This window comes from Microbispora sp. CA-135349 (assembly GCF_050947365.1).
Classification (GTDB): Bacteria; Actinomycetota; Actinomycetes; order Streptosporangiales; family Streptosporangiaceae; genus Microbispora.
The window spans coordinates 8,414,945-8,430,549 of sequence record NZ_CP192001.1 but is presented as its reverse complement, the minus strand read 5'-3'; the positions used below and the strand labels follow the sequence as shown (position 1 = coordinate 8,430,549).

At 71.2% G+C, this 15,605-nt stretch carries 10 protein-coding genes; 8 read left to right on the top strand and 2 right to left on the bottom strand.

Features of this window, described 5'->3' with window-relative positions:
• Positions 1 to 54 precede the first annotated feature (54 nt).
• Positions 55 to 2,763: a type I DNA topoisomerase gene (gene topA / locus ACQPZZ_RS38830; protein WP_432927391.1), complete on the top strand. Its 2,709-nt coding sequence runs from the start codon at positions 55 to 57 to the stop codon at positions 2,761 to 2,763.
• A gap of 37 nt (positions 2,764 to 2,800) precedes the next feature.
• On the opposite strand, the gene ACQPZZ_RS38825 is transcribed toward topA, so the two are convergent.
• Entirely contained in the window at positions 2,801 to 3,952 is a 1,152-nt protein-coding gene (locus ACQPZZ_RS38825; RefSeq protein WP_432927389.1) for a cellulose binding domain-containing protein, read from the bottom strand.
• Between the two features lie 259 nt (positions 3,953 to 4,211).
• Here ACQPZZ_RS38825 and ACQPZZ_RS38820 point away from each other — a divergent pair, with 259 nt between their 5' ends.
• The 6 genes from ACQPZZ_RS38820 (at position 4,212) to ACQPZZ_RS38795 (ending at position 12,131) form a co-directional block, all read left to right on the top strand.
• Positions 4,212 to 5,534 (top strand): metallophosphoesterase, encoded by a 1,323-nt coding sequence (locus ACQPZZ_RS38820; RefSeq protein WP_432927387.1) that lies wholly within the window; start codon positions 4,212 to 4,214, stop codon positions 5,532 to 5,534.
• Positions 5,535 to 5,711: 177 nt separating this feature from the next.
• On the top strand, positions 5,712 to 7,775 hold the full coding sequence (gene tmk / locus ACQPZZ_RS38815; protein ID WP_432927385.1) for a dTMP kinase: 2,064 nt from the start codon (positions 5,712 to 5,714) through the stop codon (positions 7,773 to 7,775).
• A 6-nt stretch (positions 7,776 to 7,781) separates the two neighbouring features.
• The gene (locus ACQPZZ_RS38810; RefSeq protein ID WP_432927383.1) at positions 7,782 to 8,954 is read left to right on the top strand and encodes a DNA polymerase III subunit delta'; all 1,173 of its coding nucleotides are present in this window, start codon (positions 7,782 to 7,784) and stop codon (positions 8,952 to 8,954) included.
• A gap of 85 nt (positions 8,955 to 9,039) precedes the next feature.
• Entirely contained in the window at positions 9,040 to 9,552 is a 513-nt protein-coding gene (locus ACQPZZ_RS38805; RefSeq protein WP_432927381.1) for a SigE family RNA polymerase sigma factor, read from the top strand.
• Positions 9,549 to 11,132: a hypothetical protein gene (locus tag ACQPZZ_RS38800; RefSeq protein WP_432927379.1), complete on the top strand. Its 1,584-nt coding sequence runs from the start codon at positions 9,549 to 9,551 to the stop codon at positions 11,130 to 11,132. Before ACQPZZ_RS38805 ends, ACQPZZ_RS38800 begins: the two co-directional genes overlap by 4 nt.
• A 147-nt stretch (positions 11,133 to 11,279) precedes the next feature.
• Entirely contained in the window at positions 11,280 to 12,131 is an 852-nt protein-coding gene (locus ACQPZZ_RS38795; protein WP_363645618.1) for a PSP1 domain-containing protein, read from the top strand.
• A gap of 46 nt (positions 12,132 to 12,177) precedes the next feature.
• Here ACQPZZ_RS38795 and ACQPZZ_RS38790 read toward each other — a convergent pair whose 3' ends face one another.
• Positions 12,178 to 13,245 (bottom strand): hypothetical protein, encoded by a 1,068-nt coding sequence (locus ACQPZZ_RS38790; RefSeq protein WP_432927377.1) that lies wholly within the window; start codon positions 13,243 to 13,245, stop codon positions 12,178 to 12,180.
• Between the two features lie 111 nt (positions 13,246 to 13,356).
• On the opposite strand from ACQPZZ_RS38790, the gene ACQPZZ_RS38785 reads away from it, so the two are divergent.
• Complete coding sequence (locus tag ACQPZZ_RS38785) at positions 13,357 to 15,525, top strand: helicase-associated domain-containing protein (protein WP_432927375.1); 2,169 nt, start codon at positions 13,357 to 13,359, stop codon at positions 15,523 to 15,525.
• Positions 15,526 to 15,605 lie beyond the last annotated feature (80 nt).

Sequence of the window (15,605 nt, the reverse complement as noted above, 5' to 3'; positions counted from 1 at the left end):
CGGACGACGAGGGTGTCACATGAGCCGGGAGAGCAAAGCCCGGCAGCACGGGGAATGACAGCGGACAGCGAGGTAGGAAGCAGCGTGCCAGCCAACAACGGCAACGCCGGCGGAACCCGCCTGGTGATCGTGGAATCGCCCGCGAAGGCGAAGACGATCGCCGGGTACCTCGGGCGCGGCTACATCGTCGAGTCGAGCATCGGTCACATCCGTGATCTTCCGGAGAAGGCCGATGACATCCCGGAGAAGTACAAGAACGAGGCCTGGGCCCGTCTCGGGGTGAACGTCGACCACGAGTTCGAGCCGCTCTATGTTGTGAACCCGGACAAGAAGTCACAGGTGTCCAAGCTCAAGCAGCTTCTCAAGGAAGCCGACGAGCTCTACCTCGCCACCGACGAGGACCGGGAGGGCGAGGCCATCGCCTGGCACCTGCGCGAGGTGCTCAAGCCCAAGATCCCGGTGCACCGCATGGTGTTCCACGAGATCACCCCGCACGCGATCAGGGACGCGGTCTCCAACCCCCGTCAGCTCAACCTCCGCCTCGTCGACGCCCAGGAGACCCGGCGCATCCTCGACCGTCTGTACGGCTACGAGGTCAGCCCGGTCCTGTGGAAGAAGGTCAAGCCGCGCTTGTCCGCCGGCCGTGTCCAGTCGGTCGCCACCAGGCTGGTGGTCGAGCGCGAGCGGGAGCGGATGGCGTTCACCGCCGCCAACTACTGGGACCTGCAGGCGCTGTTCGACACCGGCCGGGCCGGCGACGACCCGCGGACGTTCTCCGCCACGCTGACCGGTGTGGACGGCAAGCGCGTGGCCCAGGGCCGCGACTTCGCCTCCACCGGCAGGCTGAAGGGCTCCGACGTCCTCCACCTCGACGAGGCCGCCGCGACGGCCCTCGCCGCCCGGCTCGAAGGCGTGTCCTACGCGGTGCGCTCGGTCGAGCGCAAGCCGTACACGCGCAAGCCGTACGCGCCGTTCCGGACGACCACCCTGCAGCAGGAGGCGAGCCGCAAGCTCGGCTTCTCCGCCAAGTACACGATGCAGGTGGCCCAGCGGCTGTACGAGAACGGCTACATCACCTACATGCGTACCGACAGCATCACGCTGTCGGAGACCGCCGTCGCCGCCGCCCGCAACCAGGCGGTCAAGCTGTACGGCTCGGCGTACGTGCCGGACAAGCCGCGTGCCTACACCAGCAAGGTGAAGAACGCCCAGGAGGCGCACGAGGCGATCCGGCCGTCCGGCGAGGAGTTCCGCACGCCCGGCGAGACCGGCCTGTCCGGGGACATGTTCCGGCTGTACGAGCTGATCTGGCAGCGCACGGTCGCCTCCCAGATGAAGGACGCCGTCGGCGAGTCGGTGTCGGTCAAGGTCGGCGGCACGTCCAGTGCCCAGGAGGCCGTCGAGTTCAGCGCCACGGGCCGGACGATCACCTTCCACGGCTTCCTCAAGGCGTACGTGGAGGGTGCGGACGACCCCTCGACCGACCGGGACGACTCGGAGAAGCGCCTGCCCACGCTGGCCGAGGGCGACCGGCTCACGGCGGCCGAGCTGACCGCGCTCGGGCACTCGACCAAGCCGCCCGCGCGGTACACCGAGGCGTCGCTGGTCAAGGAGCTGGAGGACCGGGAGATCGGGCGGCCGTCGACGTACGCGTCGATCATCGGAACGATCCTCGACCGGGGCTACGTGTTCAAGAAGGGCACCGCCCTGGTGCCGTCCTTCCTCGCGTTCGCCGTGGTCAACCTGCTCGAACAGCACTTCGGCAACCTGGTCGACTACGACTTCACGGCCGAGATGGAGAAGGTCCTCGACGACATCGCCAACGACCGCGCCGAGCGGGTGCCCGAGCTGCGCCGGTTCTACTTCGGCGGCGGGGACGGCGACGAGGGCCTGAAGGAGATGGTCACCGACCTCGGCGAGATCGACGCCAAGGAGATCAGCTCGTTCCCGATCAGGGGGACGGACATCGTGATCAGGGTCGGCCGCTACGGGCCGTACCTCGACCGTGACGGCGCCCGGGTGAACATCCCCGAGGACATGGCGCCCGACGAGCTGACCGCCGAGAAGGCCGAGGAGCTGTTCTCGCGCCCGAGCGGCGACCGCGAGCTGGGCGTCGACCCGGCGACCGGCCGGAGGATCGTGGCCAAGGACGGCCGGTACGGCCCGTACGTCACGGAGATCCTGCCCGAGGAGCCGGCGCCGGCCGACGGCAAGAAGCGAACCAAGAAGGTGGACGCCCCCAAGCCGCGCACCAGCTCGTTGTTCAAGTCGATGGACCTCGACACGATCACGCTGGAGCAGGCGCTGAAGCTGTTGCAGCTGCCCAGGGTGGTCGGCGAGCTCGACGGCGAGGAGGTGACCGCGCAGAACGGCAAGTTCGGGCCCTACATCAAGAAGGGCACCGACTCGCGGTCGCTGACCTCGGAGGAGGACCTGCTCACGATCACGATCGAGCAGGCCAAGGAGCTGTTCGCCCAGCCCAAGGCCCGCGGACGCGGCCGTGCCGCCGCCGCGCCGCCGCTGCGCGAGCTGGGCGAGGACCCGAACTCCAAGAAGCCGGTTGTCGTGAAGGAGGGCCGCTTCGGCCCGTACGTCACCGACGGCGAGACCAACGCGTCCCTGCGCAAGGGCGACACGGTCGAGGACATCACGCTGGAGCGGGCGGCGGAGCTGCTGGCCGAGCGGCGGGAGCGGGCGCCCGCGCCCAAGCGCGCCACCACCCGGACCAGGGCCACCACGAAGAAGCCCGCCGCGAAGTCGTGATCCACAGCGCCGGCCGCCGCCCGGCGCTGTGCGCGGGTCAGGCTTTGGCGCAGGTCGCGCCGTTGAGCGTGAAAGCGCTCGGCGGGTCGGAGACGCCGGTGTGGGAGGCGTTGAAGCCGATGCGCGCGGACGCGCCGGGTGCGAGGGTGGCGTTCCAGGGCAGGCTGGCGGCCGTGACCCCGATCCCCGGCGCCTGGCTCCAGACGGCCGACCAGCCCTGGATGATGCGCTCGCCCGCCGACGGGAAGGCGAACCGCAGCGTCCAGCCCGAGATCGGCGTGGTGCCCGTGTTCGTGACCACCAGGCTGGCCGTGAGGCCCGTGCTCCACGCCGACTGGCTGTAGTCGACCTCACAGGTGACAGTGGGGGTCACCGAGGGGCTCACCGCGGGACTGGGTGACGGGCTGTACGTGGGGAACCCCTGCTGGGCCACAGTGGTGAACGGGTCGGACGGCAGGCTGAGGTTGCCGGCCGCGTCCCTGGCGACCACCACGTAGGTGTACTTGTGGCCCGTCACCAGGTTGCCCTCCATGAAGTAGGGGGAGGACGTGGCGCCGGCCCGCACCCAGCCGGTCTCGGTCAGCCGGAAGACGACGTAACCGGTCACGCCGACGTTGTCGGTCGACGCCTGCCAGCAGAACCCCGTGCCGGGGAAGTCGGCCACGCAGCCGTCGTGCAGCCCGGTGGGTTTGCTGGGCGAGGTGGTGTCTCCGGTGACCGGGCTCGGGCTGACCACCATGCCGGTCACCGCCTGCGCGTTGATCAGCGCCGTCGGCGGGCTGGTGTGGCCGTCGGCGTCCTTGGCCACGATGTAGAAGGTGTAGGTCCGGCCGTACCCCAGGCCGCCCATCACGACGGTGGTGCCGGTGGTCGACGTCGTCTTGACGAAGCCGTCGGCCGTGAGCCGGTAGACCTCGTAGCCGGTGACGCCGGCGTCGTCGGTGGACGGGCTCCAGCACAGGCCGACGTATCCCTCGGTGGTGCCGGCCGGCACCGGCGGCGGGCACAGCCGCACGTTCGGGGGCGTGGTCGGCACGGCCGGATCGCCGTTCGGCGACGGGCTCACACTGGTCCGCGGGGTGGGGGAGGGCGTGGCGTCCACCGCCGCAGCGGGCGTGCCGTGCAGCGCGATCGCCGCGACGGCCATCCCTCCTGCGGCCATCCACGCCAGGTGCCGGGGGCTTCTCATGTGTCACCTCGTGTCGTCCGGCCCCCGGAGATCTGCCGGAGGCATCGTCTCCAGGACGCTTCCGCCGCGATCGTCCGCCCGTTCCGCGCGGTGGGCAAAGATCACCGGCGGTCGCACGGCATGAGGCCGACTCGACGGTGAAAATTTCAGCGGGCGTCGACCCTTCTCGTCGTCGCGCCCGGGAACGTGGCGGTCGGCGTGGGCTCGTAGCATCGTCGTCAGCCGGCCCTTGATCGCCAGCCGGTCGAGGGGAGTTCTGGTGGGATTCGCAGGCATGATCCTGACGGCCGTGGTCGTGGTTCACCTGTATCTGTGGTGGCGGCTGGTCAGGGCGTCGACGGCGCCGGGGGCGCGTTCGCGCCGGGTGCTGACGTGGGTGCTCGTGGCTTTGGCCGCTCTGATGGTGGTGACCTTCGCCGGGAGCCGGCTCGGCCTCGGCATGGACGTCGAGCGCGCGGTGGCCTGGCCCGGCTACCTCTGGCTGGCCCTGATGTTCTACCTGTTCGTGTTCGGGCTGGTCATGGAGGTGCCCCGGGCGATCGCGATGTTCCTCCTGTCCAGGCGCCGCCGTACGGCGGGTCCCGCGACCCCCGGCGAGCAGGCCGAGGGGGAGGCCTCGCCGGCGGACGAGGTGGTCCTCGCCGGCGCGCCGGCCCAGGGAGGCTCCCCCTCGCGCGGCGCGGCCACGACCGGCAGGCCGGCGCCGCAAGGGACCGCGGCGGACGCGCCGGCCATCGACCGGCGGCTGTTCATCTCCCGTACGGCCTCCGCCGTCGTGGCCGCGGGAGCGCTCGCTACCGTGGGCTACGGCGTGAGCCGCGCCCTCGGCGATCCGGTGATCGAGCGGGTGCCCATCCGCCTGCCCCGGCTCGACCCCCGGATGAGCGGGCTGCGCATCGCGGTCGTCAGCGACATCCACCTCGGCCCGCTGACCGGCCGGGGCCACACCGAGCGGATCGTCCGGATGATCAACGGCCTGGAGGCCGACGCGGTGACGATCGTGGGCGACCTGGTCGACGGCACGGTCGCCGAGCTCGGTCGTCTCGCCACGCCGCTGAAGTCCCTCGAATCCCGTTACGGCGCGTATTTCGTGACCGGCAACCACGAGTACTACACGGCCAAGGGCCCCCAGGAATGGATCGAGGAGCTGCGTTCGCTCGGCGTCCGGCCGCTGCGCAACGAGCGGGCCGAGATCCGGCACGCGGGGGCCGTACTGGACCTCGCGGGCGTCAACGACCTGAACGGCACGCCGTCGGGCGACGGCCCGGACCTCGACAAGGCGCTCGGGGGCCGCGACGCGAACCGGCCCGTCGTGCTCATGGCCCACCAGCCCGTCCAGGTGACGCAGGCCGCCGCCCACGGCGTCGATCTCCAGCTGTCCGGGCACACCCACGGCGGGCAGATGGCGCCGTTCAACCTGCTCGTGCCGCTGCAGCAGCCCGTGGTGGCGGGGCTGGCGAGCGTACCGCGCAGGGGCGGCGGCGACACCCAGGTCTACGTGACGCGGGGCGCGGGTTTCTGGGGACCGCCGGTCCGGGTGGGCGCGCCGCCCGAGATCACCCTCATCGAGCTGCGCGCCTGACGCCGCCCGCCATCCCCGGCCCGGCCGTTTCGCGCAGGGAGCCGGAATCGGGCAGATCATTGGCGCCATCTCGACAGCGAGGACGGAGCGGACGTAATACCCTCAGGCGACGGGCAGGCCCGAGCGGCCGGCTCGTCCGTCTCCCAGCCCAGCGAACACCCTGGATACGCTGACATCATGAGCATCCCTGCCCGGGCCGCCGCGCGACGCAAGCAGCCGCACGTGCTGGCGAACGCGCCGTTCCGCAGGCTGTGGACGGCGATGGCGACGTGCAGCCTCGGCGACTGGCTCAACATCATCGCGCTGACCGCCCTGGCCGGTAACCTCACCGCGGGGTCCGGCTTCCAGGCGCAGAGCCTGGCCATCGGCGGCGTCTTCATCGCCAAGATGCTGCCCGCGATCCTGCTCGGCCCGCTCGCGGGAGCCGTGGCCGACCGGTTCGACCGCAGGCTGACCATGGTCGTCGCCGATCTCGCCAGGTTCGCGGTGGTGCTGTCGATCCCGCTGGTCGGCGTCTATCAGTGGGTGATCGTCGCGACGTTCCTGGTCGAGTGCGTGAACCTCTTCTGGGTGCCCGCCAAGGACGCGACCGTGCCCAACCTCGTGCCCAAGGAGCGGCTCGAGGAGGCCAACCAGCTCAACCTTCTCGTCACGTACGGCACCGCCCCCGTGGCCGCCGCGCTGTTCGCGATCGTGTCGGGCGTGGTCACGACGATCTCGGCGGCCATCCCCTCGTTCACCGTCGCGGCCACCAGCGTGGCGCTGTACGCCAACGCCCTGGCCTACCTCGCCTCCGCCGTGATGGTCTTCACGCTGCGGGCCATCCCGAAGAACCACGTCAAGCACGTGTCCGCGCCGTCGGTGCTCCGGCAGATCACCGAGGGCTGGCGGTTCGTGGGCGGCGACCGGATCGTGCGCGGCCTGATCATCGGAATGCTCGGCGCGTTCGCCGCCGGAGGCGCGGTCATCGGGGTCGCCAAGGCGTACGTGCAGGCCCTGGGCGGCGGCGACGCGGGCTACGGCGCGGTGTTCTGCGCCGTCTTCCTCGGCATGGCGTTCGGCATGTTCTTCGGCCTGCGGCTGCTGAAGGGCCTGTCCCGGCGGCGGCTGTTCGGCCTGTCGATCATGCTCGCGGGGCTGACGCTGGCCGCCGTCGCGCTCATCCAGAACCTCGTGGTCGTGGTCGTGCTGACCGTGGTGCTGGGCGCCTGCGCCGGCATCGCCTGGATCATCGGCTACACCGTGATCGGCCTGGAGGTGGAGGACGGGCTGCGCGGCCGCACGTTCTCCTTCCTGCAGTCGCTGGCCCGGGTGGTGCTGCTGCTGGTCGTGGCGGTGGCCTCCACGCTGGCGGCGCTGTTCGGCGCGCACGCCCTGCGGATCGCCGGGCTCAGCTACCGCTTCGACGGCACCAATCTCGTGCTGCTCCTGGGCGCGCTGCTGGCGATCGCGGTCGGGGTGGTGGCGCTGCGGCACATGGACGACCGGCCGGGAGTTCCCATCGCGGTCGACCTGCTGAACGCCCTGCGCGGGCGGCGGGTCGTCCCGCAGGAGGCGGACCCCGGGCGCGGGCTGTTCATCGCCTTCGAGGGCGGCGAGGGCTCGGGCAAGACGACCCAGTCGCGGCTGCTCGCGATCTGGCTGCGCGACCAGGGCTACGACGTGGTGCAGACCCGCGAGCCGGGCTCGACCAAGGTCGGCATGCGGTTGCGGGCGATCCTGCTCGACGCGGCCCACCAGGGCCTGTCCCCGCGTGCCGAGGCGATGTTGTACGCGGCGGATCGGGCCGAGCACGTGGAGAAGGTCATCAGGCCCGCCCTGCACCGGGGTTCGACGGTGGTCTGCGACAGATATGTGGACTCGTCGCTGGCCTACCAGGGCGCCGGGCGGTCGCTCGACCAGGAGGACGTCGCGAGGATCAACAAGTGGGCGACGGGCGGGCTCGTCCCCGACCTGACCGTGCTCATCGACGTGCCCCCTTCGGTCGGGCTCCAGCGGATGGCCTCACCGGCCGACCGCATCGAGGCCGAGCCGCTGGAGTTCCACGAACGGGTGCGCCGGGAGTTCAGGGCTCTGGCGGCGGCCGACCCCGAGCGGTACCTCGTGGTGGACGGCACGCTGGACCAGCGTGAGGTGACGCGCCTGATCCAGGACCGGGTGCGGGAGATCCTGCCCGACCCGGTGCCGCAGGAGGCCGAGGAGGCCACAGGCACGATGCCCGCCATCCGTGACTTCGGATAACCGCACATGACCGTTTTCGGGGATCTGATCGGGCAGGACCGGCCGATCGACGTGATGCGGCGGGCGGCGGCGGCCGCCGCGGAGGCCGTCGCCGGGGGCCGCGGCGCGGGCATGACCCACGCCTGGCTGTTCACCGGGCCGGCCCTGCGGTCCGCGGCCGCCACGGCGTTCGCGGCCTCGCTGCTGTGCCGCGACCAGGGCTGCGGCCACTGCGACGACTGCCACCAGGTCGAGGTGGGCTCCCACCCGGACGTCACGTTCGTACGGCCCGAGGGTCTGTCGTACAGCGTGCGGCAGACGCGCGAACTCGTGCTCAAGGCGGCGGGGGCGCCCACCCTCGGCCGCTGGCGGATCGTGCTGTTCGAGGACGCCGACCGGGTGACGGAGGCGGCGGCCAACGCGCTGCTCAAGGCCATCGAGGAGCCGCCGCCGCGGACCGTGTGGCTGCTGTGCGCGCCCTCCCCGGACGACATGATCATCACGATCCGCTCGCGCTGCCGGGTCGTGACGCTGGGCACGCCCTCCACCGAGGCGGTCGCGAACGTGCTGGTCACCCGCGACGGGGTGCCCCACGACGTGGCCCTGGACGCCGCGCGGGCGGCCCAGGGAGACATCGGCCGGGCCCGGCGGCTCGCGCTGGACGAGGAGGTGCGGCGCCGGCGCGACGACGTGCTGTCGATCCCCCGGTCGCTGACCGGCGTGGCGGAGTGCATCACCGCCGCCGAGCGGCTGGTGAAGACCTCCACCGAGGACGCCGACGCGGCCACGACCGCCCTCAACGAGACCGAGACCGCCGAACTGCGCAAGGTCTACGGCGAGGGCTCGTCCGGCAAGGGGCTCAACAGGGGCCTCGTGCGGGGCGGCGCGGGGGCGCTCAAGGAACTTGAGACCATGCAGAAGTCGCGGGCGACCCGCATCAAGCGCGACTCCCTCGACCTCGCGCTGCTCGAACTGGTGGCGTTCTATCGCGACGTGCTGGCCGTGCAGTTCGGCGCCCCGGTCGAGCTGGCCAACGAGGACCGCAGGCACGAGGTGGAGGCCGTGGCGCGGGCGTCCACGCCCGAGCAGACGCTCCGCCGTACGGACGCGATCATGAAGTGCCGGGAGCGGCTGGCGGCCAACGTGAACCCGCAGATCGCGGTCGAGGCCATGACCCTCGCTCTCCGATCTCCCGCGTAGGCAGCGAGCAACCCCGGCGGGCGTACGGCGTCTCTGGTACATGAAGGCCGAAACGCTCGATCTCGATGAGCAACCCGGGGGGCCCGTGAGCGTCCCGCCCCTGTCGGCGGGCGCCGACGACACGATCAGCGGGCTCTACGCCGAGCACGCCCTCGGCCTCACCCGGCTGGCCCTGATCATGGTCGGCGACCGGGAGAGCGCCGAAGACGTGGTGCAGGAGGCGTTCCTCGGCCTGCACCGGCGGTTCGACGGCCTGCGTGACCGGGACAAGGCGCTCGTCTACGTGCGCGCCGCGGTGCTGAACAACGCCCGCTCCGTGCTGCGCAGGCGGCGGCTGCCGTCCTGGTTCGCCGGCACGTACGACCCGCCCGTCTGGTCGGCCGAGTCGGCCGCGCTCCTCGGCGCGGAGCGGCGGGAGGTCTTGGAGGCACTCCACCGCCTGCCCCGGCGCCAGCGGGAGGCCCTGGTCCTGCGCTACTACGCCGAGCTGTCCGAAGAGGAGACGGCCCGGGTCATGAAGATCAGCCGGGGCACCGTCAAGTCCACCACCTCCCGGGCGCTCGACGCGCTCGGCCGCCTCCTGGGAGAGACCCGATGAACGACGACGTCATCCGCCGGTTGCAGGATGCCGCCCACGCGGTGGGGGAGACGGTCGAGGCCGTCCCGCCGTTCAACCCGGCCGTCGCCCCGGCCCGCCGTACGCCTGCCGCTTCCTGGCGGGCGAACGCCTGGTTGCTTCCCGTCGCGGCGGCGGCCGCCGTGACGGTCGCGGTCGCGGGTGGGGCGGCCGTCGCCCGCCACGGCGGCGGGACGACGGACACGGCCGCCGGCTCGACGGCGGGCCCCGCCGCCGAGCCGTCCTTCCTCGTGGAGGTCCGCTCCGGGGACATGGCGGTCAGGAGCGTCGCCGACGGCCACGTGACGGCCACGGTGCCGGGGCCGGAGGGCGAGCGGTTCACCCGGGTGCAGGCCACCCGGGACAACCGGCTCTTCTACGCCGTGACCGAGCAAGGCGGGTGCCGGTCCCGCTTCTACCGGTTCCGTCTCGGTGACAGCGGAGAGGTCGGCTCCATCGGCGCGCTCCCGTTCACGCCGCCGGAGGGCACCGCCGTCACCTCGCTCGCGGTGAACGGGGACGGCTCCACGCTGGCCTACGGGCTGTCTTCCTGTACGCCGAGCGAGGCAGGCGCCTCCCTGGTCGTCACGGACACGGCGACCGGCGACAGCCGCACCTGGACGTCCGCACGTGCATGGACCGTCCGGGACGTCTCGATGAGTGAGGACGGGCGCACCCTCGCGTTCCGCCGGGCCGGTATGGCCCGGGTCGTTTCGATGAAGGCCACACCGGAGGCCAAGCCGGACGAGGCGACCACCGCGCCGTCCGCGTCACGGGAGCCGCTGCTCGAGGAACCGGCGCCGCGGGATTCGGAAGTCACGGCGAAGCCGGACAGGCCCGCCGCGACCGTGGAACCACCGGGGGAGGAGGCCACCGCCAGGAAGAAGCCTCGGGTGAAGCCGCACGAGCCGGGGACACCGTTCCCGATCGTGCAGGCTCCGGAGGCGGCGCCCACACCGCGAGAACGGGCGGTGCCGTCCGAGCCCTCGGCTCCGCCGCTGCCCAAGGGGTGGACGTGTGTGTTGCCGGGTGGGGCGGCGGAGCGCCCGGCCACGGGCACGACACACGGCGCGACGGAGGACGCCTGGGAATGCTCGGCCTCCCGCACGGTGTGGGTGCTCGACACCGGCACCCCCGGCAGCCTCGACGACGTGCGGACGATCACGCTCGGGGAATCGTCCGTCGCGACGATGGGCGGGGTCTACGACATCGCCCTCACCCCCGACGGAGGACGCGTCCTGGCCGCGGTGAGTTGGGGCGAGCCGGCGCGGACGCAGGGTGGGACAGCGCTTGCGGGAGCCGTCCACGAGGTCGTGGCGTACGACGTCGGCACCGGCCGGTTCGTGCGGACCCTCTATCGCCGTGAGGACGGACGGCCTCCCTTCGAGCATCTCGACCTGGACGGCACCGGGCGGTTCGTGCTCGTGGTCGGGCCGGACGAGACGGGACAGGTGACGGAATCCGGCTACCACGCGTTGTTCAGGGACGGTGGCGGCTCGTTCAAGGACGGTGGCGGCTTGTTCAGGGACGGTGGCGGCGTCGCGCGGCCGGCGGCCTGGTAGGCGGCCCGCAGGCGGCGTCCTCCGGCGGGCCGGGTCTCCCGGTCCGCCGGAGGTTGTCCACAGGCGATGATTGCCGGTGCCGTACGGCACGTATGGTGGGTTCGGACGTGTTAGCCGTACGGGATCGAGGAGGGCCGACGCTTGGGCATGATGATGGCCGTGAGCTTCACCCGCTACGGACGGCTCTACTATCTCGATCCGGGCGGCCACTCTCCCAAGGTGGGCGACAAGGTCCTCGTGCCGACCGACTCCGGGCCCGAGGTCGCCGAGTGCGTGTGGGCGCCGCAGTACGTGAGTGAGGACGTCGAGGGCCTGCCCGTCTGCCAGGGCATCGCGGCCGAGGAGCACCTGGCCCGCGACGAGACCAACCGCCGCCGCAGGGCGGAGGCCCGCAGCGTGTCCAAGCGCCTGATCAAGCGGCACGAGCTGCCGATGAAGGTGGTCGGCGTCGACTACCTGGACGCCGACAACGTCTACACCGTGTACTTCTCCGCGCCCCATCGGGTCGACTTCCGCGCGCTCGTGCGCGACCTGGCCCGCAATCTGCGGGCCCGCGTCGAGCTGCGGCAGATCGGCCCGCGTGACGAGGCCCGGCTCCAGGGCGGCATCGGCCCCTGCGGACGCGACCTGTGCTGCGCGACGTTCCTCAAGGACTTCGAGCCGGTCTCCGTGCGGATGGCCAAGGACCAGGACCTTCCGGTCAACCCGCTGAGGATCGCGGGCGCCTGTGGCCGGCTGATGTGCTGCCTGAAGTACGAGCACCCGCTCTATCAGGAGTTCCGGGCGTCGGCGCCGCGCACGGGCCTCGCGGTGGACACCCCCCAGGGCCCGGGCACGGTGGTGGGGCACAACGTGCCGTCCGACTCGGTCATCGTCCGCCTGAACGAGGGCGGCCGCCGTTGCGCCTGCTCCAAGGCCAGCGTCTGCGCCCCCCGCAAACAGCACGACGCGATGTACGGCGACACGCAGACGGTGGCCGTGAGCGATCCGGAGGGGTAGACGCGGTTTCGCTCATGCGTGCCGGCAGATAGAGGTTCGTTCCGGATCAACTCTGGATTCCGCTTATCTTCGCGAATGCGGCGGTGCCGGAATAACCTATGAGGAATCCGACCAGTAGACCGCCCCAGAAATCCTCGACCGTGACGAATGATTGGGCCTCGGACTTTCGGGCGGCGAATATTATTCCTGCGCCGCTCAGAATTATCGCCAGCAGGAGGCTGCCGATACAGGCGCCTAGATTGTCGGCGAGGAGAGCGTCAATGGTTTTCGCTTCTTGAAGGGATCGGCCGATGCTTCCTGCCGTGCCTCCCAGCACTCCGCCCAGTATCACACTCCACAGTGCCGTCTTTATGGGAACCGTGACCGCGACGGTGTTCGAGTAGATCCGCTCGTCCGATGCCGCGCGGAGTGCCTCCGGCTCCTGGTCGGGTGCGCCGAGGCAGTAGATCACAGTTAGTTGCAGACGATACCTGGCCGGTGTGAAAAAAGGGCTTCGGTTGCTTCCGAGTCGGATTGTCCATACGTCTGTGCATCCTGGTTCCAACGCGGCGCCGTGAGGTAGGGACCCGGTCAGGGGGACTCGATCGTCTCCCAATACTTTGACGTTGGACAGGTGAACATCCGATCCTTGATTCGCCGAGAGATGGATGCTTCGGCTGGTCGTGTCTGTCAGATATATTCTTGATCCTTTGTGGGCCGATATTGTGAGGACGCCGTCGGTGCGTGCTATCCGAGACAGGTCTCTGTTGTTTTCTGCTGTCAGCTTCGCGATCAAATCAGACAGCTTGCCGTGTCGATCGGTCTCTGGATCCTCAAGGTCGTCGAGCCTTTCTCGTAGTTTCGCGATCTCGGCTTCCCGCTCGCCGACCCTTTGCGTTAGAGCGGCCACCTCTCTGGCCTTCGCGTCCGCCTGCGATCCGTCCGTCGCCGGCCGCCAACTCAGCTGGGTGGGCAGGCTCAGTTCCACGGAGCGGATCCAGACACGAGAAGGAAAAGGGTTCTTCACGTGTAGGTATAAGGTGAATTCCGTTCCTGAATACACCTCGGGGACCGACAGGTCGACGGACAGGTCCAGCAGCCCATATTGCGGAGAAGCGTCAGCCGGGGTGCTCATGGCAACCGATATAGCAGATTCTGCTTCGCTCAGTGCGGCATTCGGCGGCACGCATCGGGGCCCGAACCGCGACCGGTCCGGCCGCCGGATGCGGCGTAATACGCTGCGGTGGTGAGCACCCGGCGACGCCTGGCGACGTGGCTGAAGACGAAGTCGCCGGAGGGCCGGCGGCTGATCCTCGCCCGGGCCGGCTTCGCCTCCGACGAGGACATACCCCCGCAGGACCTCGCCCGGCTGCTGCTTCAGCCGCGCGCGGCGCTTTCGCTGGCGCGGCTCTGCACGCTTCCCCAGCACCAGGCGCTGGCGGCCGTCGCGTGGCTGGCGGCGCGGCGGCACGGCCCGCTGCTCAACCTCTGGCACGACGGAGACCCGGCCACAAGAGCCGTGCCCCGTGCCGACGTGCTCAACCTGCTGGCCGGGAGCGATGACGCCCTGCGGGCGCACGCCGCGGCCGTTCTGGACACGCTCGCCGACCTGGCGTTGGTGCTTCCGCCGCACGGCGACCAGGTGATCGTGTCCACGGGCGTCCACGCGCACCTCGCCGAGGAGGCGGGGCTCGGCCGCCCGGCGGCCGAGCTCATCGGGCTCCACTTCAACGCTCCCGAGGTGCACGCGATCGCCGAGGCATTGGGGTTCCCCAAGGCCGGAGCGCGGGAGGCCGCGGAGCGGAACGTGCTCGGCCTGCTCACCGATCCCGAGCGCGTGCGGGCCCTGCTCGCGCAGGCCCCCGCGGACGCCCGGGAGTGGCTGCTCGACATCATCGGGCACGGATCGCGGATGCTCACCCACGCCTATCAGGTTCGTGTCGGTTTCTACCAGCACACGCCGAAGTACGCCTTCCGCCCCGGCGGTTCCGGCGACCCGAACACCGACTGGCTGGCCGCGCGCGGACTCCTCCTGCCCGCCGGGCCGCACGACATGGCGGAGGTGCCGATCGAGGTCGCCGTGGCCGCCCTCGGCGAGCTGCGCGTCCCGTTCGAGCCGGAGCCGCCGCGGCCCCCGGTCGGCCTACCCTTGGCCGCCGGGGCCGAGGGTTCCGCCCAGGCCGCGGCCGCCACGGCGCTGTCCCAGATCGAACGTGTGCTCGCCGCGTGCGCCGAGCAGCCTCCCGTCCTGCGCAGGTCCGGCGGTCTCGCGGTTCGCGACACCAGGCGGACAGCCAAATCGGCCGGTGCGCCCGAGGACGTCACCCGGCTATGGCTCGATCTGTGCGTGCAGGCCGGGCTGCTCGGCCTGCACGCCGAGCCGGTGCCGCGGCCCAAGGGCCATCGCGGCAAGCTGCCGGATCCGGTCGTGAGCCTGCTGCCCACGACGGAGTACGACGACTGGCTGAAGCGGTCTCCCGTGGAGCGGCTGACCAGGATCATCGCCACCTGGACGACCATTCCGGCGGTCTACACCCACTGGCCGGAGGAGGCCGGGACGCCCGTCGCTCTCACCGAACCGAGTGATCCGAACGCGGTCAGCATCAGGTATGCCGTGCTCGAGGCACTCGCCGCGGTGCCCGCCGGCAAGGGCGTCTCCGCCGCCGGCCTGCCGTACGTGACGGAGCGGGCGGCCTGGCACCGCCCGCACCAGTTCGCCGAGTCGGGAGCGGACGACGATCTCGTCGGCGCCGTCGTGCGTGAGGCCGAGATGCTCGGCCTGGTCGCCGGGGGCGCCCTCACCGGCGTCGGCCGTGTCGCTCGCGATCTGCTGCTCACCGGTGAGGCGTGGACGTCGCCGCGGCCCGCGCTGGCCGACGCCCTGGCAGCCATGCTCCCGCCCGCGCGGGCCACCGCCTTCTTCCAGACCGACCTCACGGCCGTGGTCCGTGGGATGCCCGGCCCCGAGCTCGCCGAGTTGCTCGACGGCGTCGCCGACCGCGAGTCGGAGGGGCACGCCGTGGTCTGGCGCTTCACCGCTTCGACCGTACGCCGTGCCTTCGACGGGGGGCACGAGGCCGGCGCACTGCTGGAACGGCTGGCAGAGGTGGCCGAGGCGCCCCTGCCGCAGCCGTTGGAGTACATGATCAAGGACACCGCCCGTACGCACGGGCGCGTCCGGGTGGTGCGTTCCGGGTGCTGCATCCGTTGCGACGACGAAGCACTCGTGGAGGAACTCGCCCGCTCTCAGGCGCTGCGCGCGCTGGGCCTGCGCAAGATCGCCTCGACTGTGCTGATCAGTGCGGCGGGCGAGGAGGAGACCCTGACCCGGCTGCGCGCCGCCGGTTACACCCCGGCACTGGAGTCCGAGACCGGCGCGACGATCATCGAGCGAGCCGCTCGCCGGCGCGTGTGACGGGGGTTGCCGAGGCGGGCGTCCCCCGTCTCAACCGCGGAATGTGCGTGGCGTGCGCGCATCGGGCCGTCTCCGGGGGC

Coding starts and splice junctions, on each gene's coding strand:
- topA (WP_432927391.1), top strand. CDS start 55: ATGACAGCGGACAGCGAGGTAGGAAGCAGCGTGCCAGCCAACAACGGC.
- ACQPZZ_RS38825 (WP_432927389.1), bottom strand. CDS start 3,952: ATGAGAAGCCCCCGGCACCTGGCGTGGATGGCCGCAGGAGGGATGGCC.
- tmk (WP_432927385.1), top strand. CDS start 5,712: ATGAGCATCCCTGCCCGGGCCGCCGCGCGACGCAAGCAGCCGCACGTG.
- ACQPZZ_RS38810 (WP_432927383.1), top strand. CDS start 7,782: ATGACCGTTTTCGGGGATCTGATCGGGCAGGACCGGCCGATCGACGTG.
- ACQPZZ_RS38800 (WP_432927379.1), top strand. CDS start 9,549: ATGAACGACGACGTCATCCGCCGGTTGCAGGATGCCGCCCACGCGGTG.
- ACQPZZ_RS38795 (WP_363645618.1), top strand. CDS start 11,280: ATGATGATGGCCGTGAGCTTCACCCGCTACGGACGGCTCTACTATCTC.
- ACQPZZ_RS38790 (WP_432927377.1), bottom strand. CDS start 13,245: ATGAGCACCCCGGCTGACGCTTCTCCGCAATATGGGCTGCTGGACCTG.